The organism is Pseudomonas sp. RIT411 (assembly GCF_003057735.2).
Taxonomy (GTDB): Bacteria; Pseudomonadota; Gammaproteobacteria; order Pseudomonadales; family Pseudomonadaceae; genus Chryseomonas; species Chryseomonas oryzihabitans.
In genome coordinates this window covers 1-24,108 of record NZ_QBIZ02000022.1, presented here as the reverse complement: position 1 = coordinate 24,108, position 24,108 = coordinate 1, and the positions used below count along the sequence as shown (strand labels likewise).

Genomic DNA, 24,108 nt, shown 5'->3' with positions numbered 1-24,108 from the left:
GCCTCACAGGGTGTTACAGCAGTCGTTCCAACGGAACATCATGTAGAGCGCGTCTTCGCCGACCTGGGGAATGGCGCGCCCTTCGCCGCCTTGCCACGTCAGGGGGCTTGCGCCGATGTAGTGCCCCTTCTTGGTCTCTGCGCGCGGGAAGAACATCGACATCTTGTATTGCGACTTGGGAATGGTCGGGAAGATGGATCCCCGGCAAAGGGTGTCATCGCCCATCGTCAGGTGTGCCAGGCCGCGCCGGTGCTGGGTGGCCAGCGTCCGGGCAGCGAGTAGCGAAGTGGTCCGGCCGAAATCGTTCGGCAGCGTGGTGCCGGCCATGGGGTAGATCTCACCCCAGGTCCCGGCGCACCACCACAGGGAGGTCAGCGGCTCCTTACCGACCACACCCAGCGCGGCATCTGCCGTGCACGCCGCCTGGGCTATCGGGTTAGCGACAGCAGCGGCTTCGGGATTGACGAAGAAGGCCAACTCGTCGTTCGTCCAGGTGGGATCTATCTCGGAAAGCTGGATGATGTCGAAGTCCGCATAGCCATCCGGTGAGCAACGCTTGGGCATGTACATCTCGAGGATCGAGAGCAGCGGAAAAGCGTAGTAGTGGACGTTGTAGAACGACATCCGCTCGTGGCTCACCTGGTTGCCGGTCGTGGCGTCGGCGTGGGTTCCCCACAGTCGCTTATCGCCGATAGCGAGCGTCACGCCGCCAAGCGCAGGCAGGCAGCCCGGCTTGCGCACCACCTCGATCAAACGCGCCGGCTCCCACATGGAGTTCACGATTCCCGGCTTCCAGATCCCGAGGTTGTCCTCGCACATGCAGAGACTTTTCTTCGAGGCCCCCCGCGGCGCATCGCCTGGCGTGATGGAAATGCCGGCGATACGAATCGGGAAGAGGCACGCCCAGCAGATGTCGGTGAACAGCTTGCCGCTGAACAGCTCGGCGTTCGGGCAGGACGCTGTTGGCGTGGACGCTTCGGCTGCCCGCGCGCCGTTGGAGCCGAAAACGGCCAGTAACAGGATCAGAGCCGCTGCATAGCGAATCAACATGGGTTCAAAGGCCTTGAGTCAGGAGGCGGCGAGCGCAGCAGCAGGAAGGAGGAAGGGCATCGACAACCCGAAGCCCTGGCGGGCGGCGCCGGTGAGCGGTAGCAGCACCTCGCACAGGAGGTGCTCCTGCTCGACCTTCTCGAGGATCAAACCGGTACCGCAGCGGGTGCAGTGATCACGCGCATCAATGACCCAGTCCAGGTTGATACTGCGGGCCAGTGCCGGCAGATCGATCTTGCAGAAGTCCCAGGCGTGCCGTTTGAGACGGGCCGAATCCGCGCTGTCCTGGCCATAGTCGTCGATGGCCACGGCGATACCGTGCCGACGGATCATCACCAGCCGCTCCTCCAGGTCGACGCCCTGGAGGGGAGAAAGCTCGGGAATCTCGAAGCACACGGAAAGCGAAAGGCCGCTGACCAGCTGACAGAGCCGGTTCAGGTGCAGCAGGTTGAGCAGGGATGCCGGGCTCAGATTGATGAACAGGATGCCCCTGGCAGGTAACTCATGCGCCCGCGCTACGACCAGGCCGATCACATCCGCGTCCAGGCGTTCCCAGTCCTCATCGGTCGCGCCGGACATGAAGACGCCGGGCCCCAGGACGCCCTGGACGGTGGTCTTGCGGGCCAGGACCTCGTGCCCAAGAACCGCGCCGTTCTGATGATGGATTTTCTGCAAGGCAAGCTCGATCACGGCGCAAACTCCTCGATGTAGAAGCTATGGCGATCGGCCGTCACAACAGACGGCACGAAGTCGATGGCGAAGCGGCTGCGCACGTCATCGCGCAGGACATAGGCGGCGTGGTCGATCTCGTTCTGCAGGGCGGCGAAGCCATCCCAGCCTTGCTCCCGCGCCACGCGCGAAACGATCACCACGACGTTTTGCTTGGCGCCGTAATCCGCAACCTGCTTCTTGGCCAGGGCGACCTGCTGCGGGTCGAGCGGGTCGATGATCACCAGGCGTTGGGTGAAGGGACGCATGTCGAGCGGATTGATCCGATCGCCCGCCTTGTGGATCACAGTGCCATCTGCCGCGGTCATGTCCGCCGGCACCAGAACCGTGGGATCAAGGGCGCGCACTCGATGCCGGGTGGCGCGTGGCAGCTCGGCGAACGTCTGCTTGTCCCAGAAGGTGTTCAGGGCGCGCGCTTTCATCTTTTCCATGTCGACTTTGGCCAGCCGCTCTTTCATCACCTCGATGAGGTCACGTTCGGCGATCTCGACCAGAGGACCCAGCGACAGAACTGGCTCTTTGCGACGGGCAAAGGCCTCGTCCGCGCTCGCGGTGGAGGTGGTGCCCTTCGCCAGGTAAACCGACTTCTGATCAACCAACTTGCGAATCGCCGGCACCTGGTCGACGCCGGCCTCTTCGAACACCACCGGATTGATCAGCACCGATGTTTTGGTCTTGGTCTCGAGCGACAGGCGCTGCAGCTTGGCGAGCGCCAGGGCAAACGGCATGTCTTCGGGCACACCGCGGAATACGAGCTCTACCGACTCGTCACCGTCATAGTTCTGCAGCAGCTGCTTGATCTCTGCCTCGCCCAGGGACCACGACACCAGGATCTGGTAGACAACCTTCCGGGTGTCTACCGGCGGCTTGGGCGCTTCGAGAGGGCTTGCCAGCGGTTGGCTTTGCTTCAGGTAGCTGAAGTCTTCGTTACGCAGCGTGAAGTCGACCTGCTGCTTAGTGCTGACCTGCATCTCCTTGAGATCAGCGGCGAAATGCTCCAGCGCCGCCTGCTCTTGCTCAACGGCGCTGTCGGCGGCCGAGAGCGTGGCGAACAACAGCGCAACGACACCGATTACCGCGCGCAGGCTCACCATATCGGGTACGCCCGGCCGAGCACGTCGACCTTTCTGACGTAGCCCCAGTAGCGAGAGTCAAAGCTGTCCAGGGAGGTGCCCATGAACCAGAGCTGGTCCGCTGGCACAATCTCGTCACGACGGTAACGACTTGCAGGCTTTCCGAGCCGTTTGGCCAGTAGCACGCCTTGGCCCTGGGCCTCACCGTTGATGGTTACCCGCTCGGGGGTCACGATGACTCGGTCACCCGGCACGCCACGGACGTACTTGATGACCTTGGTGCCGTTGCGGAAGAACGGTTCCATCTGGGTCGAGCGAAACGCATAGATGGCATCACGCTCGACGGTCTGGTCATAACGGTCGATCAAGAACACCCGCCAGTCCAGGCACGTGTTCTTCTGCGGATCGATCCCTATCTCGTAGCGCGACGTCGCGTACCAGGCCGCGCCGGCGGCCAGTAAGCTGAATGGGAGGGCCTTCAGCAGAAACCTGAGGTGGCGGTTCACTCGGCATCCTCGGCTTGCTTCGCAGCTCCCGGCGCGCTCGCTGGCACCTCAAGCTCTGCGGGATAGCTGACCACCGCGCGCTTATCGATGGTGACGAAGCCGTTGGCAGCGAGCTTGTTCGCCGAGGCGCGTAGCGCTGCCATGGCCGCATCTACCGCTTGCGGGTCACGCACATCGACGTTTCGGGTGGCAGCGTCGTAATCGACGATTGCGATCTGGGTGCCGAATTCGTCCGTTTTGAACAGCCAGGCGTAGCCAGTGACCACCGCCATGGAGACGAGCGCGGAGATCAGGACCGTCGAGAGGGTCTGGTTCATGCCGCCAGCCCCCGATCAGCCATCACCCGTGTGATGGCTTCTGCCGTCGGGATACCCTGGTCGGTATAACGCCCAATATCCTCAACGTCTTTCGCGAAGGTGCTGTAAAGCAGGTTGGAATACTTGTCGACCGTCAACCGCCCGATTCCGGAACCATGTTCGGTCGAGAAGAAGATTTCGGAGTACTGGCCTCGTACTGTGTGCACCGACTTGAGTAGTTTGAAGCCACCCTCCGTGAGCGAGAGGCGCTTTTCCTTTTGGATCAGATCGATCGCGGAGGCCTTCTGGCCGAGCAGGAACTGATGCGCGGAGTTTTCTACGATCGCCCGGCCGGTAGAGTTCGCGTACAGGTCGTTCACGGACTGGGTGATCGTGATCGCCGAGCCGTTGTACTTACGGAACCGGCGGTAACCGTGTTCGATGAACTTGGCGACGTCGCCCTCGGTGAGCAACGACCAGGCTTCATCGATAATCACGATCTTCTTCTGGTCACGACTACCCAGATACATCGCTTGCTGGATTTGATAGATTAGTTGTAGCAATACCACTTGCTGCAGATGCTTGCGCCCTTTCAGTTCTTCAAGTTCGAGAACGGTAAAAGGGTTTTTAAAGTCAACGTTGTTCTTTCCATTGAAGAACTTGCCATACATGCCTGCTCGAGTGAACGGATACAGCTGCTTCCCGATGTCCTGAACACGCGGATCCTCATCACTTAGCAGCGACTTCTCCACATCGTCTACGACCATTTCGCCGCCCAACTTTTCAAACACGTCATGGGTGTGTTTGCGAAGCCCTGCAATTTGCAAGTCCAAGAGCGGAGCGGTGGGCGCGGCCATTGCGCTCAAAAGCCCAATCAGTACATCTTCTTCTTCAGAGTAATCTTGAACGAGCTCGAAAGGATTCAGGCAAATTTGAGACTCCTGGGTGAATTCCACGAAGTCGCCGTCGAATGCTTTCGCCAACTTCAAGTAGGAGCGACCAACGTCGATCACCCACACCTGAGCGCCGATCGAGCGATACGAAGTGATCAGATAGTTGGTCAGGAACGACTTACCACTACCAGATTGCGCCGCGATTGTAGCGTTATAGTTGGTATCCGAATCGAATAGACAATAGGACATCAGCTGTCCGTTTCGCGATACGAACTGCATCGTTGGCGTGCCGGTCCCCTTCCAGTCTGCATAGATAGGAACCAGGGGAAGGGCCTGGGTGATAGCCATAGACTTATAACGGTAAAGCTCCTCAACAGCTTTAGGATCAGCTCCGAAGGGAAGCGCATTGAGGAATATTGGGAGGACAAAGAATCGATCCTCCATGAAGGTAAATTGGCGGATACTCATGTAGTTGCGCGCTTCAGCCGCAGCGCGGATCAGGCGATCACGGTTTGGAGCGAAGACCACCATGGTCATATTGCAGCGGACAGCAGACTCGCCCTCGTCAAGCTCTTTGAACAGCGCATCCATACCATGCTTCTTTGCGCCCAGCTTTGGCACGAACTTCAGCAAAGGACCGTATGCTTGGTTATTTACCCACTGGCGTTTCGCGCCCAGTTTGTCCTTAAACCCCTGCTGCTCCGGGAAATAGATCGTGAAGCTGATCAGGCAGTTTTCGCGAATACCCGTTGCACCGGTGAGCAGATCTCCGAGATACCATCCGGCCGCTCCCTGCAACGTGCGCCGCGGAAACTTCTTCACGGAAAGACATTTGACCAGGGTATCTCCAATCTGGAGATGATCCTTGTGCGGAATCAACGTGCGATCGTAATCCAGGAGCTGAACTTTTAGCGGCTTGTCGTCATCCGCTTCAATTTCGTTTCGGTCACGCCAAGATGCTTCTGCGCCCTGATTCAAGATAGAGGACATTACCTCTAGATAGAGATTACGCCCCATACCAATCGGCGCCAATCCGACCGACTTGAAGACGGAATCGAATTGGGAGCGGATCTCACTCGCCATTTGCGTTTCACGGTCAGTCGGTTCGACATTCGCGATAGGCATCATGACAGTAATTACAAGGTGAATATCACGGACCTTGATTCCAGAATAATCGTCAATAGGGTCCAGAGTTCCCTTGAACAGGTATTCCGAGCGATTTTTCAATGCAGTCTTGATCACCCCTTCCGGAGTATCATTTCTCAAGCGAAGCATCGCATTGATAGGATTATTGATATTTTGCGAGGCGAACAGGCAGAAGTTGACACTTGCGTTGGCGGGCCACGCTTGTTTAAGGACGGATTTCAACTGCTCGCCTTCCTTCCCATCACTGCCGGGGAGCGGCTGGCAAAGGAAAGAGAATCCAATCTGGTTGTCGTCGAGGAGAAAGACCATGTTGGCCTCGTCGAACGCCGTAACGCTCAGCAGATCCCCGATCGGAAAGTTACCCTTCACATAGCTGGTCATTGGCTGGCACCCGCAAGCCAAGGCTCCAGGCTGCCCTTCTCGTACCCATGGCGGACCAGGCCGTCATTACGGATCATGAAGGGAACGCCCTTCACCCCGAACATCTGCGCGCTGATGATTCGCTTGCCGATAGCGGAGGTATCGCAGTCGTCTCCGACCTGATCGACCACACGCGGCTTCTTCTCGCCCAGGGCCACAGCAAGCGCCTCGGACTTGTCCTTGGCACAGTGCAGGCTTCGAACGATCTTGCCGCTATCGGGGCCCATTGCGGACAGTTCCAGGATCTTGAAGGTGTAGCCCTTCACCTGCTTCAGGTCCTGCACCAGCTGGTGACAGGATGGGCAGAGCGGATCTGTGAAGATGACCACTTCTTTCGAGCCGGTGCCGAAGGTGAAAGGCGCTAGGTCGTCCACCCGGAAGCGCAGCTTGGCCAGATCGATGTAGTTCGATGCGCGCTCGGCCTCAGCGAGGGTGGTGATTTCCTTCTGGCTCCAGGTGTCGTACAGCGAGCCGCGGAACACAAAGCGGCCGTTGTCGCTGACAAAGGCCAACTTTTCGTTTTTCACGGCGGCGATCATTCCGTTGATCGGTAGCGGTGCCGTGTCTGTTGCGCTCTGGGCGAAAGCCAGTTGGAAGGATAAGGCGCTGGCAGCGAGCACAGCGCTTGTAAGAATCTTACACAGCATGACGGCACCTCTATTTGAGTTACCGTCAGGCTACCGATGCGTTGAATCCGAGAGTCTTGAGTTCACCCCGATTGAAGGTTGGAACCCGCGGACGCCATAGCGGCGCCCGCGGGAAATCACCACTCCACAGGCTCGGAATCGGCGCCGGCATCGTCCGTGGCGGTCAGCACGATGTGCGGCGCCTGCGGATAGGTGCGCTTCGAGATGGTGATCACCGACCCGCTCAGCCCCTGCTTCTCATCATTCACGAACCAGTGATGGCGAGAGATCCGGCCATCCGGATCCTTGCAGTTGGCATTGGCGCGCCAGGACGACGAGCTTTCCTTCACGTCGAGCTCGCATTTGGGCGGTTGGTTTTCCTTCACATCGATGACGACTTCGCTCTCCGCGGTCTTCTGCATCTGGGTCTCGATCTGCAGAGCGATCTGGTACTCGCCCTCGCTCTCCAACGTTGCTCGCGCATACCGGGAGCCATTGGTATCGAGCTGCTTGCCGCCCAGGGTGTAGCGCATGGACAGCACCTTGTCCTTGGGATGGCCACCCGAGATCGAGGGCATGACCAGGACCTTCAGGGGCGCCCGGGTCGCGTTGTTATCGCCTGTCCACCGGAGCGACACCGTCCACGGGGGCGGATCCAGCAAGGTCACGGTACGCTCGACCGTCGAGTAGTTTCCGCGGCCATCAGAGACGTGCACCTTGAACGGATAGGCCGCGGCCTTGCTCATCTCCAGGATGCGCAGCGTCTCGTTCGTCTCGTTGGCCACGGTGTAGCCGTCAACCTTCGGCAGCTCCCAGTCATATTTGACGTTCTCCAGCGCCTTGAACTGGCCGAGGTTTCTCATCCGCAGGGTAAGCGTCGCCGGGACATAGGCGGCGCTCAGGCTCGGCTGCAGCTCCCATTTCGGCCACTCGTACTCCCAGTAGGTCAGTCGCTGCTGCGTCAGCCCCTCGCCACCTTTGTCGCGATAGCCCTCGATCCAGGCTCGGTAGGTGATGTAGGTCGGCTTGTCAGTCACGTCCTCTTCCGTAGGTGTGAACGCTGCGGTGGTACCGGGAACGATCGATGTTCCATCCGGCATGATGAATTCGCCGGAGGCCTTCAGATCCATGTTGGTGTACGGCATGACGAGCCGGGCAACCCAGGTCGACTCCTTGCCCACTTCTGGCCGGCGGTTACCCACCAGCTGCACGCGCGGGGGCTTCACCTTCCGGAACGCAACGCCACCGCGCAACAGCTTCCACGCCAGCGGATCGTCTGCAGGCGCGTCCTTGAACCGGACGCGCGAGAAGACGTAGACGCGCTCCTCGGCGCTACGGGTGACCGAGTAGCTGTCATTGCCGGCGAACCAGGTAGCCCCCTTGTCCAAGCTCCACTGCGCCTCGATGTTGGACAGATCCATGACGTCGCCCTTTTCCGACTGCTTGAGCTGGAAGGTGGCCTGAGCGTCGACGAAGGTGTTGCCTGGGCCGGCGAGGTATCCCTTGGGGATGTTGAAGGCGTTGATCTCGATGGCCTGGGTCATCGACTTGGCGCCGCTGTTCTTGTTGGTGAGCTCGGCCCTGATCATGTAGCTGCCCTTCTGCAGGGTCGTCGCCAGCCGTTGCGGGGCATTGCTTGGATTGCTCACGGTCTGCCACTCGCCACCGTTGGTGGACATCTCCCAACGCACGTTGCCCAGGTCCCGCGCCCAAGACCGGTTGTTCACCTCCGCGAAGAGAGTGACGCGCATGGGGGCCTCGCCGGTGAGGCGTAGCGCCCGGACACTGCCGTCGAGCGCCGCACCGTTGAGGATGACGATGCTCAAGGGGCGCGGCGAGGTGCGCGTCTCCTGGTAGGCGGGCTCCGGCGACACCACCCGTGCTTCGGCGTACACGCGCAGGTTCTTGCCGGCGAGCTTCTCCACCGGCACCTCGAAGGCCGCGTGGCCAGCACCGTCGGCGCGGACCCATCCGGCGATCTCCTCAACGGTGTTCCAATCCGGGCGCTGCACCAGGCGAATCTCCCACTCGCCCATGGTCGCGCTGTCGTACGGTACCTGGCTGTTGTAGGCATCGCCCATCGTGACGCCAACTTCCAACGCATCGGTCGAGAGGATCTTGCCGTTCTCGTTGTCGATCACCGGCATGATGTTCGCGTCCGGAACGGACAGCACCGTGAGATCGGAGTGGGTGGCGATGTTGGGCAGAGCGGTATAGGCCACATCCACGGCGAGGGGCCGGCGCTGCCACAGCGTCGAAAACGGCGCGGCGTAGATCCTGCGCAACTGGGTGCTGACGTCGCCATTGACCGGGTTGATGTCCTCGGTGATCGAATCACCCTGGTTCAGGTTGTGCGTAAGCGTCAGCCGCGCGCTGACCGCGGTCACGGTTGCATCGCCGGCGTATCCACCGCTGATAGGCGCCGCCAGGAGGGTATCGCCGAGCTGCTGCGCACCCTTGTACGTCACCACCGGAGCCGTCGGCTGCTTCGCGGTGAAGACGAACTGGTCGGTACCGAGATCGATCTTCTTGCCGCTGGGCGTGAACGAGGAAAGCTTCCAGGCGATCCGGTTGCTGCCGAGCATCGTCACCGCGCCGCGCAGGACCGGCTTTTCCCAGTTCTCCCGTATGGCAAGGCCTGGCGGGATTTCGGTCCATTCGACCAGGCAAGTCGGCCGGGTCGAATAGGAGGCCGCCGCCGTGATTGCCCGGCGCTCGATTACCGTCAGATCACAGGTTGGTCCTGCGCTCTGGACGAACTCGATGTCCAGGTCCTGGACCTGGGCATAGACGGTATCCATCGGGTACTTCGACGTCATCTTCACGGCGCCCGCCATGGGCACCACGTTCACCTGGGTGGGATAGGTCGCCAGCAGGCTCTTCTCCCCCTTGTCGTCAACGATGTAGGCAGCTGCTTCGACGGGATAGGTGCCCGCCTCCGCGGCGAAGCCCTGCTGCAGCAGCAGACCGTCGCTGGACAGATCCTTGGCCTCAGGCATCGGTTTGGTGAACTGCAACAGGCACACCGGCTTGTCATAGGGATTGCTGTCGCGCGCCGAGACTTCTCTGACGGTGTTGGTGCACACCGAGTTGGAGGCTGAGAACTGGATCCGGGCCGACTCTAGCCCCAGGCCGATCGTCGCCGGGGTCGCCTTGAGCTCACCGGTGAGCTTCCATACTTCGAACGGGACGGCATAGACGGTACCGGTCAAATCGGCACGCGCCAGAAGGATGCGGCCATGGCCGGCGGCTCCGCTTTGCAGCGCAGCGACGGCCGCACCAAGCGAGCCATTCATGACCCGGTCCATGGCCAGGCGCGCACCCTGGCCGCGCTCCAGCGGCCGACGGCCGACGCGCAGGCCAACCTCCGACTTGCGCTCGACCATGGCGATGATGTCGGTACCCAGCTCAGCGAGCGCCTGCTGATCGGTGATCACAAGCCCAGGGCGCCCATCCAGGTGAGTGAACTCCTTGGTGATCGCCGGCGTGCTGAATGCGCTAGGGGACAGCTCCTTGACCGGCAACTTGTCGAATGGATCATCGAGGGATCTTGGCGCCAGCCGCACAGGGAAGGTCGCCGCGGCGCCGTCCTGATCGGTTACCGTGACAGAGACGGTGGTTGCGGTGCGGCCGTCGGTGCTGAAGTGGAGTTCATCGCCGGTGAACCACACGTAGCCGTGCTCCGGCTGAGTGGCCACGGAGAAGGTGTGAGAGCCCCAGGTGTTGTCGTCGATCGCGGCAAGTCGCTGGCTTCCACCGACGCCCTCATAGAAATAGACGACGGAGGGAGTGAGGCCGGTCGGCGCGGTGTTGAGCTGCGCAACGGCCACAGTGGCCATCGCTTGGACGTACTCGCCGCCCTTATCCACCACCCGGAAGCGGAACAGGTCGTTACCGACGAAATGCGGGTTGGGCGTATACACGTAGCCGCCGGCCGTGGCCACCACGGCTCCCGACTTTGGCTGTTCCACCACCTCATAGGTGAAGGAATCCCAGGCATTGCCATCGGTGACCTTTGGCAGGGTCGCGGCAGATGCGGTGTTCTCGACCGTCCTAATGCGCAGGGTTGCCGCGACCGGCGCCAGATTGAAGCGATCGACCTGCAGAGCAATGGTGCCCTGCACAGTCAGGCCGCCAGGATCGGTCGCCTCGATGATGGCGGAATCAGTACCCACGAAGCTGGCCGCCGGCGTGTAGACGAGCCGGTTCTCGACGATGGCCAGGCCCCCATTGGCAGCCTGCTGCACGAGCCGGAGCGTATGCCGCCCGGCATCAGCCACGTTGCGGTCGACGATGCGTGGGTAGTAAGGCGCGCTTGCCGTACCCTCGCGCACCACGATGCTCCCCGACAGGCTTTCAGGCGCCAGGTTGCGTGGCTTGACGACCACGGTCACGGTGCCTTTGCCAGACTCCCCACCGGCGTCCGTCGCGGTGATGGGGAAGCTCTCGGTCCCGGTCCAACCGGGCTTGGGCATGTAGACGACCTGGCCATTCAGCACTTTCACCGTGCCGCCCGCGGAAGTGGCCGGCACGGCGAAGGTGAAGGTATCGCCTGGATTGGGATCGACCACCGTGGGGGTACCGGATACCTCGACGCCCTCGTCTGTTACCAGGCTCAGGCCAACTCGCGTCGGGCCGACGTTACGACCGCGGACGGTAACCGTTGCGGTCCCCACGACCTCGGCACCGGCAGGATCTCGGGCGATGAATTTGAAGCTGGTGGTGCCCTTCGAGCCAAAGGGGGCATGGTAGACGAGCTGGTTGTTCACCACCTCGGCGGTACCCCGCATCTCCTGGATGGGCACCGCGAAGGTGTGTTTGCCGGCGTCATAGAGGTTTTTATCAATCACCTCGGGTGTGACGGGCGCGGAGGCCTGGCCCTCGTTGGCAATTAGCGCTGCGTTCGCCGCGCTGGGGGCGTAGTTGGTCTTGTCGACCTGGATCGCGCCGTCCTTGATAGCCGACTCGGCGCCGGCGGCATCGCGCAGCTTGTACTTGAAGGTGGCGGTACCGACATAGCCGTCGACCGGCACGAAGCGAACGCGCAGGCCTTCGGTGGTGATTTTCCCGACGCTCGGATCCGGTTGCTGGACGATCACCACGGTGTGGCTGTCCGGATTGTCTGGATCGGTCCCGATGACCTGGTCACCGACGACCTCGAAGGCGATGGTCTGTGCAGCGGACACCAGGCCACCTGGATCCGCCGCCGTGACCTTGGCGCTGGCGGTGCCCAAGTAGCCGGTCGCTGGCTTGAACGTCAGCAGGTTGCCGGCAAGGCTGACGGTTCCTGCTGCCGCAGCGACAGGCTGCTGAATTGCAAAGGTCAGCGGCGCGTCGTGGTTCGGGTCGGTAGCGGTCAACTCGACAGTGACCGGCGTCTCCATGGCCGTCTTGGCAGATGCGGCATCGACCACAGGCGCCTGGGCGACGGGTAATACCCGCACGAGGATCACGCCTTCATCCGAGTCCAGGCCAAAGGAGTCCTTGGCCACGTAGCGAAGCTCGCGGGTACCGACGAAGGTGGCGTTAAGCGAGACCTTCGCCGTCGTTCCCGTGAAGCTGACGCTGCCGAAGGCGGGATCTGCCGCAGATACTGCGCGCAGCGTCGCCGTGTCGTTGGCGTCGACGTCGGAAACCTGGAGGGTGAAGCTGCTGGTAGCGCCCTGGTTGAGGGTGACCGTCTTGCTCTCGACCACTGGCTTGTCTGCTACCGGCGTGACGGTGATGCTCACCGGTACGGGCGCTGAGGCCGCACTGCCAGCGTCGATGACGGCCACCTGACACGTGGTCTTGCCGTTCCAGTCAGGCGCAGGCGTGAAGACCACGGAGTCGCCGTCCAGGCCGCAGCCACCGATCGACGCGCCCGGCTGGCCGCTCACGACAAATTGGTAGGGACCGTCGCCATCCGGATCGGTGAAGACGATCTTGGCGCGCCCCGGTGTGTCCTCGTCCGTCACGATGCTGATGGGCTGGGCAACGGGGGCATCGTTGACGCCCTGGACAGTGATTGGGATATCGACCACGGCGCTCTTGGCGCCTGCGGCGTCCACAGCGCTGATGCGCAAGACGTCCTGGCCGTAGAAGTCTGGCTTGGGGGTCAGCTTGATGCGGTGCCCGTCAGCGAGCACCTCGCCGGCAACGCCCTTGCCTTGTGCTTCGATCACCAGGCGGTAGATGTCCACCGCGTCGGGATCCTGCACCGTTGGCTCAAACGTCATTTGCGCGTCTTCCGTCATGATGACGGGCTGCGCGATAACCACCGGCGGATCGTTTCGCCCCGTGGTGATGATGCGGATGGTCGCCGTATTGGAGTAGGTGCCGTGCTGATCGCGGCCGCGGTACTGCAAGGCAACGATGCCGCTCCACCCGGGCACCTGGGTGAAGGTCAGGGTGCTGCCCTCAACCTTGACCTGGCCAATGGCGCTATCGGGCGTATCGAGCACTTCGAACTGCTCTGCAGTGACGCCCTCCCCGCCCAACGTGAGCGGCACGATCGCAGGCTGATCTTCGGCCACGGAGATTTCGATGTCGCGAGCAGTCGGCTGCGCGATCGCGGCCTGAACGATCACCTCGGTGAGCGTATCGCCAACGGTAAGCACCAACGGGCCGGTGAAGCCGGCTGGAGCCGTAACGGTACCACTGCAGCTGGCGGCCTCTTTGGTACGGACGCCGCCGCACTTGCCTGCTTCCTGGCCCGTGCCGGCGCCGATCAGGATCGGGACGCTGTAGCTTCCAGCCGAGGTGCAGCTGTTGCGCGTGGCGCTGTAGGTGAGCTTGATCTGCGCACCGGCAAAAACCGCCCGGGAATCAGGCGTCAGCACCGCATTGGACTCGGTGCATTCAGCAGCTTGGACCTGGTTGGTGTAGTGCGCGAGGCCTGCGAACAGCAGCGCGACGAGTCCCTTCGAAATCTTCCAGTTCACAGGCCGGTTCCCGAGCAAGTTTCAGATACCTGAAAGCCGGCATGCGCCGGCTATCAGAGGGGTGAGCCCTGGGCGGCTCCCTAGTTGATCTGCAGCAGCGGCGCTGCGCTGGTCACCATGTCATTGGCGGCCGGCAGGGTTGCCGACATGATCGATTCGATGATCTTCGGGGTGTTGTACAGGCCGACCCCGCCGCCGATACCGGTGGCGAACGCCATGATCGACTGGCGCACGACGCCGCCAACGATGCCCACCAGCACCATGGCGCCGGCGACCACGCGGCCGAGGGTGCCCTGCATCCAGTCACTGATCGTGGTCCAGACGGCGTCGAAGTCGGTACCGCCGGTGCCTGCCATGGCGCTGGATGCGCCCACGACGAGCAGCAGGGCGACGCCGAACTTCACCAGGTCGCGTTGACGACGCGCGCGGTGGGCCGGGTTGCTCAAGGGTTTAGCCGGATTGCTCAGGCGCATGTTGTGTCTCCTTACGAGGGCTGGGGGGGTTACGAGGCGGGGATCGCCTTTTTGTGGGATTCAAGCGGACGCAGCGACGGCGTCGGCCGCAGGGATGGCGTACCGACTTCCCAACGGCGCGGTTCGATCTCGGTGTAAATGAAGCCAGGTACGTTCAGGTCGCCGGCTTGCGACTCCCAGGGCGCGACCCAGACCCGCATGACGGTGGCCTGACTGCGGATCGGCACCGGATCACGCGCCGGGCGAGGCACGACGTAGCGCTCGCCGGCCGCTACTTCCGGCTGCACCGCCGGCGCCGGGGCGTGGCCGCCGTGCTTTTCGGCCTCGGCCTTCTGGGCATTCTTTTCGTCGACGATCTGCCGGAAGTTTTCGTTCTCGGTCAGTTGGTACACGTCACGCGCCGACATACAGGTCACGCCGTCGGGCATGCCCTTACAGCCGTAATCGGACGAGCCGATCTGCAACATGGAGCAGCCGCTGATCATCGAGGTGAGCGCCGCCGCAGCGGCAAGGCCCAGGGCCTTACGCAGGTTCGTTTTCATGAGGTTGAGTATCCGTAGCGAGGGATGTTGGAAGGGGGCAATTCACCCCCTTCCAGGGCGTTCAATAGAAGGGAGCTGGGTGCTCCCGCCGGCTTCAGGTTTTGTTCTTGCTCAGCGTTTTCAGCTTGAGCTGCACACCCTTCTTGACGACGAAGTCGATCTCCCGGGCAGCGTCCACTTCGATGACCGGGTAGAGGTTCTCGGCCATCTCCAGGTAGAAGTCCGCGATGCGCTCGAGGGCTTTGCCGGTACCGCCGATCATGGCGCCCTGCATGGCCTGGGAGTTGAAGGCCTGCTCATAGACGGGCGATACCGTCCGGCCATTCGTACCGCTGCCACTGCTGGCGATGCTGATGCTCGGCACCTGGCGCACGCTGAATGCGTCCGAGACGCCCTGCATGAAGCCGGCCATCAGCGAGCGAGCCAAGATGGCGCCCTGCTTGGAGACCAGGCGCCCACGCACCCCGGCCTTGCCGTCCTCGCCAGAGGCATAGGCGTCCATGCCGCTTTCGATGATCCCGCCGTCGTCACGTACGCAGGAGATCGTCTCGGCCCGCATGTAGGCGCGTTCCGAAGAGAGGTCGCCGAACGCACTGGCAATGAGGAAGCACTCGCGAACGTCTGCGCGGAAGCGGTTCGGCAGTACGGCCTCCTTCTTCACCCGCAGCAGGACAGGGAAAGGATCTTTCCGTGCTCCGTTACCGGTGGGTGCGTCGATACCAGTGATGATCGCGCCGGAAAGGATGGCGCCGGCCGGCAGGTAGACGTCCTCTTCCTTGGCGTCGGCATCGGGATCTTCAGCAGGTGCCTCATCCCCGTAGGACATGATCTTCGGCGGCTCTTCCTTCTTGGGCGCTGCGCCCGGCTTCTCAGGCTCCTTTTCCGGCGCCGGAGCGTTGGCGAAGAAATTGCCCTGGTTGCGGTTCGGGTCCATCAGCGTACGGTCATACCGCTGGCGCTCCTGCGCCTGCGTCTGCTGCTGCGCAGCCTTGCGCTCCAGCTCGGCGGCCTTGTCGGGAGTCGGTGCCTTGGACTGCGCTTCCTGCAGCTGCTTGCTGAGGTCGCGGTTGTCCTGCTCGGCCTTCTGCTGAGCAGCCTGCGTTGCCTCAAGCTGGGCCGTCAGCTCCCCTATTTGCCCCTGAATCTCTTTGAGGCCCGCGGCGGTCGCTTGCTGGGCCTGGGTGCCATTCATGAGGTTCTTTAGCGTCAGCTTGAGGTCGTTGAGCTCCTTGCTCTGCGCACGCTGCTCGGCGTTGAGCGAATCCAACCCGACACCACGCGGATCCGCGTCGGTCAGGACGTTGGTGATCGTCGGCTTGGCGTTGGTCTTGCGCTGTACCTCGCCACCCAGGCTACTCAAGCCCCAGACGAACAACAGCACGCCTCCGAAGGCCACGCCGATGACGGTCCACTTCTTCTTCCCCGGGCTCAGGTTGGCCCATGTTTGCTTGATCATGGTGCCTTCCTCAGTTCAACAGGCTCGGGCGGGACGAATCTTCCGCCGGCGCCTCGCCCACACGGGTGACGATGTAAACCTCGGTCTTCTCACCGGCCTCGAGCATGTTGCGCGGCCAGGCGGCGGCAGCCGCCAGCGAGGGATGGGTGCAGCTGGTCTCATCGAACATGACCGGCGCGCGGCCGTTGTTCTGAGCGACGCCCACCAGAACGCGGAAGTTGTGGCCCATGATCACCTGGGCCCGGCTGAAGTCGAAGTTCAGGCCCTGCTGATAGCAAGCGGGAAGCTTCTCGCCGCTCTGCAGCTTGGCCATCGAATAGCCTTTAGGAATACCGCCCAGGGCGAGGGCGCGCATGATGCCCTTGATGGTCTCCATGTAGGGCTGGCCTTCCTCCCACTTCTTGGCCTGCCCGCTGTAGCGCGATCCATAACCGAAGCCACCGGCGCTGGACGGGCTGGTGCTCCCGGGCACCTGGCCGATGATCAGGTTGGCCTCGATCGGCGGCACCTTGCGAGGCGCCAACGTCAGGCTGATGGCCACCGACTCGTCGTCCTTGGGAGTGATGTACATCGTCACCGGGCTTTCGCTGTTGGTCGACACGTAGATCACGTTGCCCTTCGTCTCGACCGTAGCTTGGGAGGTGGTCAGCACCACTGGCTTTTCAAATGGGGTGACGATGCGGTTCAGGTGAAACAGCGCCGCAGGGATGATCGTGTTGACGCCTGGCTGAACCACCACGTCCTGGCGCGAACTCACCGGCGGCGGCGCGGCCTCGGGCGCACCAGAGGTCTTGGCGACCGAAGCCGGAACCGCGGGAAGATCACGGCCACCACCGGCGACATGAACCAGATCGGTAGACGCCTTTGCGGGCGCTGCCTTGACCAGGTCCTGCTTCTGCACGGTACTGGAGGCCACCGTTGGAGTGGATGCCGGTGCAGCGGGCGCAACAGCAGGCTGCGCGGCCGCGCCGCTCGGTAGCGTCTTCTGCTGCTGCTCGGCCAGAGCCTGGCGCGCCACCTGCTCGTCTGCTTCCTGCAGGCCGTACTCGGCCGGGTCGACGTCACGGCCAGGCACCGCGGCGATTTCCTGAGTGCGTGACTCGGCCACTGAGGTCTGTGGAATGTTGAGCTCACGAGCGTTGGCGATCGATGCTGAAGAAAACAGCGCGACGCCGATCAGCGTGAGAGTTTGGATATTAGTTTTCATTGCGCTGCTGCTCCAAACGCTTGCGAGTATCTGCGGCCTTGGCTTCGCGATTTCTTACTTCTTCAGTGCGCGGCGCACCTTCGTATACAGAGAGGAAGGCAATGACCGGCTTATAGTTTTTGATCTTCAACTCAATTTCATAGGTCATATCGAGTTGTTTCGGCTGGCCACTCGGGCCCGTCATCTTGGATTTGCCCACGATGAAGTACTTGGACGCATTTTCCTTATCTTGCAGGACTTGGCGTGGCTCGAATTCCAGTGTCACCCGATCTTGGCGAATCTGATGAACTTGGCTATCAATCTTATTGAGCACGTCCTGATAGATATCGTTGGCGAGCAATGGCTCGAGCGTCGCCTTAATGATCTCGGCAGACTTCGGATTAACATTGCCTAGTCGATCAGCGATGTAGAGCGCCCAGGCGCTGACGTAGCTATCCGAAGCGCGGTCCTGATCGACCCAAGCACGCTCAGCGAGCGTCGGCGGCTGCATGTCTACAACAGTGCTTTTGCGCAGCCAGCCGATGACGGTCAGAACCTCCAGCAGGATAAGCGCAACGATGATCTTGCGAAGAAAGGCGTTCTCCGACATGGTCCCGCGATAGGTGTTTTTGAATTTGCCAGACAGCATGGCGACCTCAGTTAAATTCGCGGATAAAGGGGTTCGGTATGGTTCTGGCTTTCGCACCGGCATATCCGGTCGCCCAATAGAGCATATGAACCATAAAGCCATCCGGATGATCATCGCGGTATTTCCGATACCAACGAGTCAACAAATACCCGGCAATAGTGCAGACCGCGGCATACCCAGTGAACATACCAAATACGAGACCGATCCCAATGGGCGCAACTTCATCTGCCTGCCAAAACAACAGGTGAGGCGGATCATCGACGTATTGGGGAATATCAATTGGCTGCATTATTGCGCGGCTCCATTGCCTTGAACGAGTTTCGCCATGGCGCGAAGAATGTCTTCGGGTCCCTTGGCACCAGAAAGAACTACTTGTCTATTGCTCGGGTTATGGCGAACGATGGTGGTCGGTGTTTCCTTGATGCCCAGCTCTACCGCCTCACGGAAGTCCGCTTTTACTTTCTGCAGCGGCTCCTGGTTGTCGATGCAGCGTGAAAGGGCCGCGCCGTCCAGGCCAATGCTGGAGGCGATCACTGCGAGCGGCTTTTCGGTCCCGGTACCGTTACCTGCGGTCGAGCTGAAGATGGCCCCGGCCATGCGGTAGAACGCATCGTTGCCGCCCTGGGCCGCTGCGCACTCCGCGGCGAAGGCCTCCCGGCGCGACGCTTCGCCATGGATCGGAACATGCTTGAACACAACCGACGCGTTGCCGCGCGAGCTATCGACCACGGCCTTGGGTACCGCGAAATACTGCTTGCAGTAGGGGCACTCGAAGTCCGAGTACTCAATCAGGCTGAACTGGGCGGTGGCATCGCCATAGCGACGCTCGCCGGAGATAGGTGCGCTATCACGCTTCATCGGCGCTGGTGGTGCCTCTGGCGCCACCGGGGGTGCCACGGATAGGCTTTGCCTGGAGAGGAGCGCGTCGAGATCGGAGCGCGAAAACGCGTACGGCTGGATCTTCGCAACCTGACCATTCAGGTGGTCGACGAGCTGTTGCTGCTCGCGTAGGGCGTGAGCGCTATATAGCGCTGACGCGGTACTCAAGACGATCGCAAGGCCGGCGAGTGTGATAGGGATTCTAGAGCTCATGATGCACCTCAGCTGTTGAAGCTATGGTGCTCAGGCGCAAGCGCGTTTTGCGGTCAATCCACCCCGACCGAGGGTTCAAACCTGGCCGGGGGAGCAGAAACGTCGCTGGGCGTTGCGCCCAACTCGCCTGCGGATACGCTAGAGCCGTTTCGGCAGGTTACCGATGAGGAGGCTTGCTGCTATGGGGATCAGGAAAATCACCACGAGCGGAACGATCATCGGGGGTATGGGTAACGGCGCGATGAACGACAGCGCGAGTGCCATCACCACCCAGGAGATGATTTTTGAGCTGTAGGTGTTCAAGAATGGCGAGGAGTGATCGAAGTTGTAGCGCTTGATGTTCCAAGCCATGTAGCCCCCCAGCACGGCCGGCGCCAGAATGACCAACATGTAGGGCATCCACATCAGCAGGAGCAGGCTTCGGTAGTAGATGTGGTAGCAAACCTTGAGCACCGCCTCTCCTCGCCCCGCGATGAATGTTCCCCACTGCCGTTCGAGTGACTCCCACCCCGGGGTTTGCTTCCCTCCCAGGAAAAAGTCACGGACGGTCTCGTTGAGCCCACTTTCGAGATGGATGGTGCTGTAGAGCCGGGCCGTATCGTCGATCAGTTGGTCACTGGCGGCCTTGCCCATCATCGCCTCCCCCCAGTCCTGCTCTTTCAAGATCGCCCGGTCGATGAATGCGTTCGGCACGATGCACACGATCAACAGGATTTCGACGCAGACGAAGGCCAGGGTTAGCCAGATTCCGGCGGGCATCTTTTCTTCGATATCAGCCATTGCGGTGCTCCTGGATGCTACGCCAGACGACGCCGATCGACGTGTCGGGCGGCAGCAGCAGCGCTTCCAGGCGATCCCGCACTGCCGCACCCTTGGTTTTCTCGACTTCGCTGAGCAAGCGCTTATGCATCTCGAGGAGCGCCGCCGTGGGCGCAGGCGATTGCTCGAGCAGTTCTGCCAGCCCATCCAGGAAGGTGCCCATGAAGGCCACAAGCCGGTCCCGATCTGGTTTGCCGAGCGCAGCCTGATACGAGCGCAGCGATCGGGTAAGAACGTCCCGACAGTCGGGGTCGCTGGTCATCTCCTGCTCGACGCGAAACGCGGCTGGGACGACTTGCAGCGCGGTGGGCCAATCGCACTCGAGAACTCCTAACAGGGTCTTGGCTTTCGCATCGCCGTTAAGCAGGCGAGATAAAGATTCAAAACGGGTACGCATGGATCAAGCCGCCTCTTCAGCCAGCAGGCGGGCCCGAGCCACAGCCTTGTCGAATTTTTTGGGTTTGGTCAGTACTGGGATCCGGCCCTTCTCGACCTGGCCGCCGGCCAGGATGGCCAGGAACTCAAGGTCAGGCAGCTGCCCGAATAGTTGGGCTGGGAACAGCTCCCCCTCCTCGTCCATCAGGCGCTCGCCAACGTTCAGCGAGTGCATGTGCGGATCGTCTTTGGTCGAGTTGCCCTGGGTGCGCATGACGTACTTGTAATACGTCGGCGGAATCTTCTCGGCGATGTACTTTTGCGTGTCCTGATCGGTAATCCGGAGCGCGATGACGTGGTTGGTGTTGCCCAGCACCTGGCGCGCCTTCGCCGGCGACCCCATGCGAGCCTCGAAGTCGGCGATGGTCTGGGTTGCGACGTAAATGCGCATTCCGGCGCCCCGCCCCTTGTTGAGGAGCTGAACGAGCTGGTCGTTGACGATTTCTGCGGCCTCATCGCAGAAAATGTTCACCGGCCGACGCTTTAGATTCTCGCTGCTTTCAAGGTTGTAGCGCTGGCCCGCGACCGCCGCCAGGTCGGCGAGGAAGATCGAGCCGATCGCGGAGCCCACCATCGAGTCGGACAGCGAATCAAGGCCAAGATAGAGCACCTGGTTGTTCTCGATGATCGTTTTCGAATCGGTGATTTCGCGGGTATCGCCACTATCGTTTTCGATTGGCGAAAGAATGGGCCCCATGTGACCTGCGGTCAGCATGTTCAATATCGGAAGCAGCGTCGCGATCATCTTTCCGAAGTGATCGCGATCGTGCTCGAACATGGACAGGATGCCCTCGAGGTCGGAGTTTGGCTTCAGCGGCACGATCTCAGTGCGGTAGACAGAGATCATGGCCTTTGCCTTGAGCTCCTCGGTCCTCGCCTGCCTCGTGGCCGCGGTTGCTAGCGCGTCGAAGGCTGGGTGAACGGACTTGCCGTATGCCGTAATCGCCTCAATGACCAGAGGAGCAAGGCCACCCTCGAGCGCGCGGCGAATCTGCACCAGCGTCGGGAAGATGTCGCAGAACAGCATGGCCTGGATGACGTTGTTCACGGCCATCTGGGCGAATGCCTGGAACGGTCCTTCGCCATCAGTCAGTGCGGCGATGCGCGAGGCCAGCTCTGTGGCGCGGCCGAAATTCTGCGTTGGAGAAATTCGCACGCAGCTGTCGGGGAATGCAGGATGGAAGTGCTTATAGCGGCTGACATCGCCGGCTAGTTCGCACGCCCGGCGCGCGTTTTCCGACATTTCCTTATCGCCCTTCGGATCGAGTATGACCACCGATTCGCCACGCAAAATGGCCTGGCTGATCAGCAGGTCGAACAGTCGGGTCTTCCCGCTACCCGTGGTACCTACGATCAGCGTATGGAGAGAGGCGAGCGTGTGCTTATACCCAATCGGCTTGTCCGGTTGCAGCGAGATCCCGTGGATCCAGGGTGAGCCCATGAAGCCCTCGGGAACCGGGGGCATGAGCTTCGTGATATCCCGCTTGAGCAGCTCGAATACCTGCTGACCTTCACGCTGCGTCCACTTGAAGCCCACGCCGATGTACATCTTTTCGCGATCGGCGAGCATCTGCTCGATGAGCTCATCTTGGCCCATCAGCGTAGCGGTCTTCGCACGCAGCCCCTGCCTTACCCGGTACAGGTGCAGCGCAGCAGGCACGCGCCGAAGCGCAAAACCACCCATCACACCCAAGGACAGGTAGAACGGCTGCGCAGGTAGGTTCGTGCTGAAATGGACAGCGCAGGTCCCAGCCATACCCAAGACCCAGCCCGCAATTTCGATCGCCTCGAAATTCGGCCGCCAGGGCATTTCATAAGTCCATTCGCTCATGCGGGAAACTCAGTCAGGTCAATGACGTGATTGTTTCCGACCTTGAGGTACGGGTAGTGCGCAATTAGCGCCCTCCTCAGGGTAAGTTCGCTGGTTTTCAGCTCGTACGCGAGCTGGAGCATCCTTCGGTCCGAGATGGAGACCACGGTCCGCCCGTCCGTCTTTTTCGGCGGACACCTCGAGATGACAGCGTCGGCGGTCGCCTGCAGTTGATTCGCCTCGTGAGCGTCGCGTGCCACGGTAGAAGAGTGGTCATAGGCGCCACTCGTAACCTGCTCGAGAAGCGCCCCCAGATACCGCGATAGCAGGAAGCCTTTGCGATGTAGGCCGGTATAGGTGCCGGTGAAGTCGTCGAATAGCCAGTTCGCGGCCATGAGCGCATCGCGGTCATCCAGCGTAAACCCTGGCTCGCTATGAAGGCAGTACGGCTTCCCGTCTCGCTGCAGCAACAGGTCTTTGTTTTCCGGCCGGGTGTACCAGAGGAGCTTCGCTGCAAGGTCTGGCCAGAGGGCGAGATAGGCAGTGACCTCTGAAGCGGCAACCTCGGCTACAGCCTTTCGCTCCGTCGGCTTCAAAGGTGATTTGGGCGGAGGCGGGCTTACGGCGTCCTGGGCAGCAGGACGAGGCTTTCGCGGCTGCCCGATGATCATCGGCGCCGGTCCAGGAGCCGCGCCACTGATCAAGAGCCCAGGTGGCGGCTGCTCGCGCGAAGTGCTCGGTCGCGTGGCCTTTGACGGTCCTGGTCTTGAACCGGCTGGATTTTGGCTTCCGGCGGCGGGACGCTTCCCATCCCCTGGGTTACCGGCCGATCGTGCAGTAGGGGCATGCTCAGCCCTACCACCGACCTTTCCCGCGGGTAGTGGCTGGCTGGCGAATGCGCTATTACCCCTGCCGTCAATGCCTTCGCCCGTAATCGGCGCTGCCGCGCGGGTATCCACCCCATTGCGGGAATCACCCGCACGAGCCTTCGGCCGTGGTGACGCTGGTTCACGTCCAGCGTCCTCACCTCTGTAAGATTCTTTCAGCGTCCTTCCAGGTGCTGCTGTCGCGTCCGGTTCGATGATCACGGCCTGGTTGGGAGCAGGAACTCTCTGCGTTTGACGAGAGGCTGGGGAGGCAGTGTAAGAATCTTTCACGACGTCAATTTCGCCGCCCGCTGCTTCCATCGGCGGCCTGGTAGCCTTCGGTAGGTCAGGCGATTGTCCATCCAGAACCGGGTAGCGTTTCCGCTCCATTTCGGCGGGCAGCTCGACCGCTAGGGGCGAGTCCCCCGGTAGCGCAATGCCCTCGGCGCTGCCGACAGCACGCAATTGACCGAAGCTAAATTCGCCCGAGCCAATGAGCGCCGCGGGTATGACCATCGACGAAACAGGGCTGTCCGCACTGCCCTGTTTCGGCGGTAAATTCTCTGTCGGCGGCGTGGATAGCATCACGGCCGGCATGGCTGGATCAGCTGGTGTGGCCGCCGGCGCTATCAGGGCCCGATCCGGAAGATCCATGCCAACGAGTTCCAGCACCTCGTCATCGATATCGAAGTGATCGTGGGCGTAGACCGCATCAGCGTGCCGAACGGTTGGACCAGGTGAAATCGGTATGACTGCATCTAAACGTTCGGTCACCTGTTCTGCGGATGACTGCGGATGCTGGGGATCCGCCGGCGACCCTGTGGAGGCCGGTTGGGGGACATCAGGCTGCTCGGCGACGGCCGCGCCGCCGTCGCGGCTTCCTTGGTTTTCTTTCGAAGACCCGGTAGACCTGCCCTTCGATGACGAACGCTTGTCGAGCGTGGACGACAGCGACACAACGTGGGGCTCTTTCGTAACAGATCCAGACGCTAGGTCGTCGCCAGGCGCCGCACCTTGTATCAGTAGCCCACCGCCGCTATGCGTCGCCGTACGGGGTACAAGGCCAACCTTTTCTACCGTTTGCGGCCTACCAGGCGCTTTGGGTGCTTTGGGTCCAC

General features: G+C 61.5%; 19 protein-coding genes. All 19 read right to left on the bottom strand.

Features of this window, described 5'->3' with window-relative positions; genetic code table 11:
- Positions 1-3: 3 nt before the first annotated feature.
- The 19 genes from DBY63_RS21840 to DBY63_RS21750 all read right to left on the bottom strand — a co-directional run bounded on the left by DBY63_RS21840 (position 4) and on the right by DBY63_RS21750 (position 22,795).
- Complete coding sequence (locus DBY63_RS21840; protein WP_093256535.1) at positions 4-1,050, bottom strand: TraU family protein; 1,047 nt, start codon at positions 1,048-1,050, stop codon at positions 4-6.
- An 18-nt stretch (positions 1,051-1,068) separates the two neighbouring features.
- The gene (locus DBY63_RS21835; RefSeq protein WP_093256538.1) at positions 1,069-1,740 is read right to left on the bottom strand and encodes an EAL domain-containing protein; all 672 of its coding nucleotides are present in this window, start codon (positions 1,738-1,740) and stop codon (positions 1,069-1,071) included.
- On the bottom strand, positions 1,737-2,873 hold the full coding sequence (locus tag DBY63_RS21830; RefSeq protein WP_108576346.1) for a TrbC family F-type conjugative pilus assembly protein: 1,137 nt from the start codon (positions 2,871-2,873) through the stop codon (positions 1,737-1,739). Before DBY63_RS21830 ends, DBY63_RS21835 begins: the two co-directional genes overlap by 4 nt.
- Entirely contained in the window at positions 2,867-3,358 is a 492-nt protein-coding gene (gene lepB / locus DBY63_RS21825) for a signal peptidase I (RefSeq protein WP_108576347.1), read from the bottom strand. The genes DBY63_RS21830 and lepB overlap by 7 nt, the downstream gene beginning before the upstream one ends.
- Positions 3,355-3,675, bottom strand: a complete 321-nt coding sequence (locus DBY63_RS21820; protein WP_074585408.1) for a hypothetical protein — start codon at positions 3,673-3,675, stop codon at positions 3,355-3,357. The genes lepB and DBY63_RS21820 overlap by 4 nt, the downstream gene beginning before the upstream one ends.
- Entirely contained in the window at positions 3,672-6,074 is a 2,403-nt protein-coding gene (traC, locus tag DBY63_RS21815; protein WP_108582837.1) for a type IV secretion system protein TraC, read from the bottom strand. Before traC ends, DBY63_RS21820 begins: the two co-directional genes overlap by 4 nt.
- Complete coding sequence (locus DBY63_RS21810; RefSeq protein WP_108576331.1) at positions 6,071-6,760, bottom strand: DsbC family protein; 690 nt, start codon at positions 6,758-6,760, stop codon at positions 6,071-6,073. Before DBY63_RS21810 ends, traC begins: the two co-directional genes overlap by 4 nt.
- Positions 6,761-6,876: 116 nt before the next feature.
- The gene (locus DBY63_RS21805) at positions 6,877-13,662 is read right to left on the bottom strand and encodes an Ig-like domain-containing protein (RefSeq protein ID WP_108582838.1); all 6,786 of its coding nucleotides are present in this window, start codon (positions 13,660-13,662) and stop codon (positions 6,877-6,879) included.
- An 80-nt stretch (positions 13,663-13,742) separates the two neighbouring features.
- Positions 13,743-14,135, bottom strand: a complete 393-nt coding sequence (traA, locus tag DBY63_RS21800; RefSeq protein ID WP_064306971.1) for a TraA family conjugative transfer protein — start codon at positions 14,133-14,135, stop codon at positions 13,743-13,745.
- A 29-nt stretch (positions 14,136-14,164) separates the two neighbouring features.
- Entirely contained in the window at positions 14,165-14,677 is a 513-nt protein-coding gene (traV, locus tag DBY63_RS21795) for a type IV conjugative transfer system lipoprotein TraV (RefSeq protein ID WP_064306970.1), read from the bottom strand.
- 94 nt (positions 14,678-14,771) lie between these two features.
- Complete coding sequence (locus DBY63_RS21790) at positions 14,772-16,133, bottom strand: TraB/VirB10 family protein (protein ID WP_108576333.1); 1,362 nt, start codon at positions 16,131-16,133, stop codon at positions 14,772-14,774.
- A gap of 10 nt (positions 16,134-16,143) precedes the next feature.
- Positions 16,144-17,340 carry a type-F conjugative transfer system secretin TraK gene (locus tag DBY63_RS21785; protein WP_108576334.1) on the bottom strand — a complete coding sequence of 399 codons (1,197 nt, stop codon included), beginning with the start codon at positions 17,338-17,340 and terminating at the stop codon, positions 16,144-16,146.
- Positions 17,330-17,968 (bottom strand): TraE/TraK family type IV conjugative transfer system protein, encoded by a 639-nt coding sequence (locus DBY63_RS21780; protein WP_074585281.1) that lies wholly within the window; start codon positions 17,966-17,968, stop codon positions 17,330-17,332. Before DBY63_RS21780 ends, DBY63_RS21785 begins: the two co-directional genes overlap by 11 nt.
- A gap of 7 nt (positions 17,969-17,975) precedes the next feature.
- A complete protein-coding gene (traL, locus tag DBY63_RS21775) occupies positions 17,976-18,257 on the bottom strand; it encodes a type IV conjugative transfer system protein TraL (RefSeq protein ID WP_074585280.1) in 282 nt (93 codons plus the stop codon).
- Entirely contained in the window at positions 18,257-19,060 is an 804-nt protein-coding gene (locus DBY63_RS21770; RefSeq protein ID WP_108576335.1) for a thioredoxin domain-containing protein, read from the bottom strand. Before DBY63_RS21770 ends, traL begins: the two co-directional genes overlap by 1 nt.
- A gap of 138 nt (positions 19,061-19,198) precedes the next feature.
- The gene (locus tag DBY63_RS21765; RefSeq protein WP_093256567.1) at positions 19,199-19,840 is read right to left on the bottom strand and encodes a DUF4400 domain-containing protein; all 642 of its coding nucleotides are present in this window, start codon (positions 19,838-19,840) and stop codon (positions 19,199-19,201) included.
- Complete coding sequence (locus DBY63_RS21760; RefSeq protein WP_074585277.1) at positions 19,833-20,276, bottom strand: hypothetical protein; 444 nt, start codon at positions 20,274-20,276, stop codon at positions 19,833-19,835. Before DBY63_RS21760 ends, DBY63_RS21765 begins: the two co-directional genes overlap by 8 nt.
- Before the next feature lie 3 nt (positions 20,277-20,279).
- Entirely contained in the window at positions 20,280-22,145 is a 1,866-nt protein-coding gene (gene traD / locus DBY63_RS21755) for a conjugative transfer system coupling protein TraD (protein ID WP_093256573.1), read from the bottom strand.
- Positions 22,142-22,795 carry a hypothetical protein gene (locus tag DBY63_RS21750; RefSeq protein ID WP_146750268.1) on the bottom strand — a complete coding sequence of 218 codons (654 nt, stop codon included), beginning with the start codon at positions 22,793-22,795 and terminating at the stop codon, positions 22,142-22,144. The genes traD and DBY63_RS21750 overlap by 4 nt, the downstream gene beginning before the upstream one ends.
- Positions 22,796-24,108 lie beyond the last annotated feature (1,313 nt).

Excerpts from the sequence above, each read along its gene's own strand:
- DBY63_RS21810 (WP_108576331.1), bottom strand. The coding sequence starts at position 6,760 with ATGCTGTGTAAGATTCTTACAAGCGCTGTGCTCGCTGCCAGCGCCTTA.
- DBY63_RS21760 (WP_074585277.1), bottom strand. The coding sequence starts at position 20,276 with ATGCGTACCCGTTTTGAATCTTTATCTCGCCTGCTTAACGGCGATGCG.
- traL (WP_074585280.1), bottom strand. The coding sequence starts at position 18,257 with ATGCAGCCAATTGATATTCCCCAATACGTCGATGATCCGCCTCACCTG.
- traD (WP_093256573.1), bottom strand. The coding sequence starts at position 22,145 with ATGAGCGAATGGACTTATGAAATGCCCTGGCGGCCGAATTTCGAGGCG.
- DBY63_RS21765 (WP_093256567.1), bottom strand. The coding sequence starts at position 19,840 with ATGGCTGATATCGAAGAAAAGATGCCCGCCGGAATCTGGCTAACCCTG.
- DBY63_RS21840 (WP_093256535.1), bottom strand. The coding sequence starts at position 1,050 with ATGTTGATTCGCTATGCAGCGGCTCTGATCCTGTTACTGGCCGTTTTC.
- DBY63_RS21820 (WP_074585408.1), bottom strand. The coding sequence starts at position 3,675 with ATGAACCAGACCCTCTCGACGGTCCTGATCTCCGCGCTCGTCTCCATG.
- DBY63_RS21830 (WP_108576346.1), bottom strand. The coding sequence starts at position 2,873 with ATGGTGAGCCTGCGCGCGGTAATCGGTGTCGTTGCGCTGTTGTTCGCC.
- DBY63_RS21780 (WP_074585281.1), bottom strand. The coding sequence starts at position 17,968 with ATGCTGTCTGGCAAATTCAAAAACACCTATCGCGGGACCATGTCGGAG.
- traC (WP_108582837.1), bottom strand. The coding sequence starts at position 6,074 with ATGACCAGCTATGTGAAGGGTAACTTTCCGATCGGGGATCTGCTGAGC.
- traA (WP_064306971.1), bottom strand. The coding sequence starts at position 14,135 with ATGCGCCTGAGCAATCCGGCTAAACCCTTGAGCAACCCGGCCCACCGC.
- DBY63_RS21785 (WP_108576334.1), bottom strand. The coding sequence starts at position 17,340 with ATGAAAACTAATATCCAAACTCTCACGCTGATCGGCGTCGCGCTGTTT.
- DBY63_RS21770 (WP_108576335.1), bottom strand. The coding sequence starts at position 19,060 with ATGAGCTCTAGAATCCCTATCACACTCGCCGGCCTTGCGATCGTCTTG.
- DBY63_RS21750 (WP_146750268.1), bottom strand. The coding sequence starts at position 22,795 with ATGATCATCGGGCAGCCGCGAAAGCCTCGTCCTGCTGCCCAGGACGCC.
- DBY63_RS21790 (WP_108576333.1), bottom strand. The coding sequence starts at position 16,133 with ATGATCAAGCAAACATGGGCCAACCTGAGCCCGGGGAAGAAGAAGTGG.
- traV (WP_064306970.1), bottom strand. The coding sequence starts at position 14,677 with ATGAAAACGAACCTGCGTAAGGCCCTGGGCCTTGCCGCTGCGGCGGCG.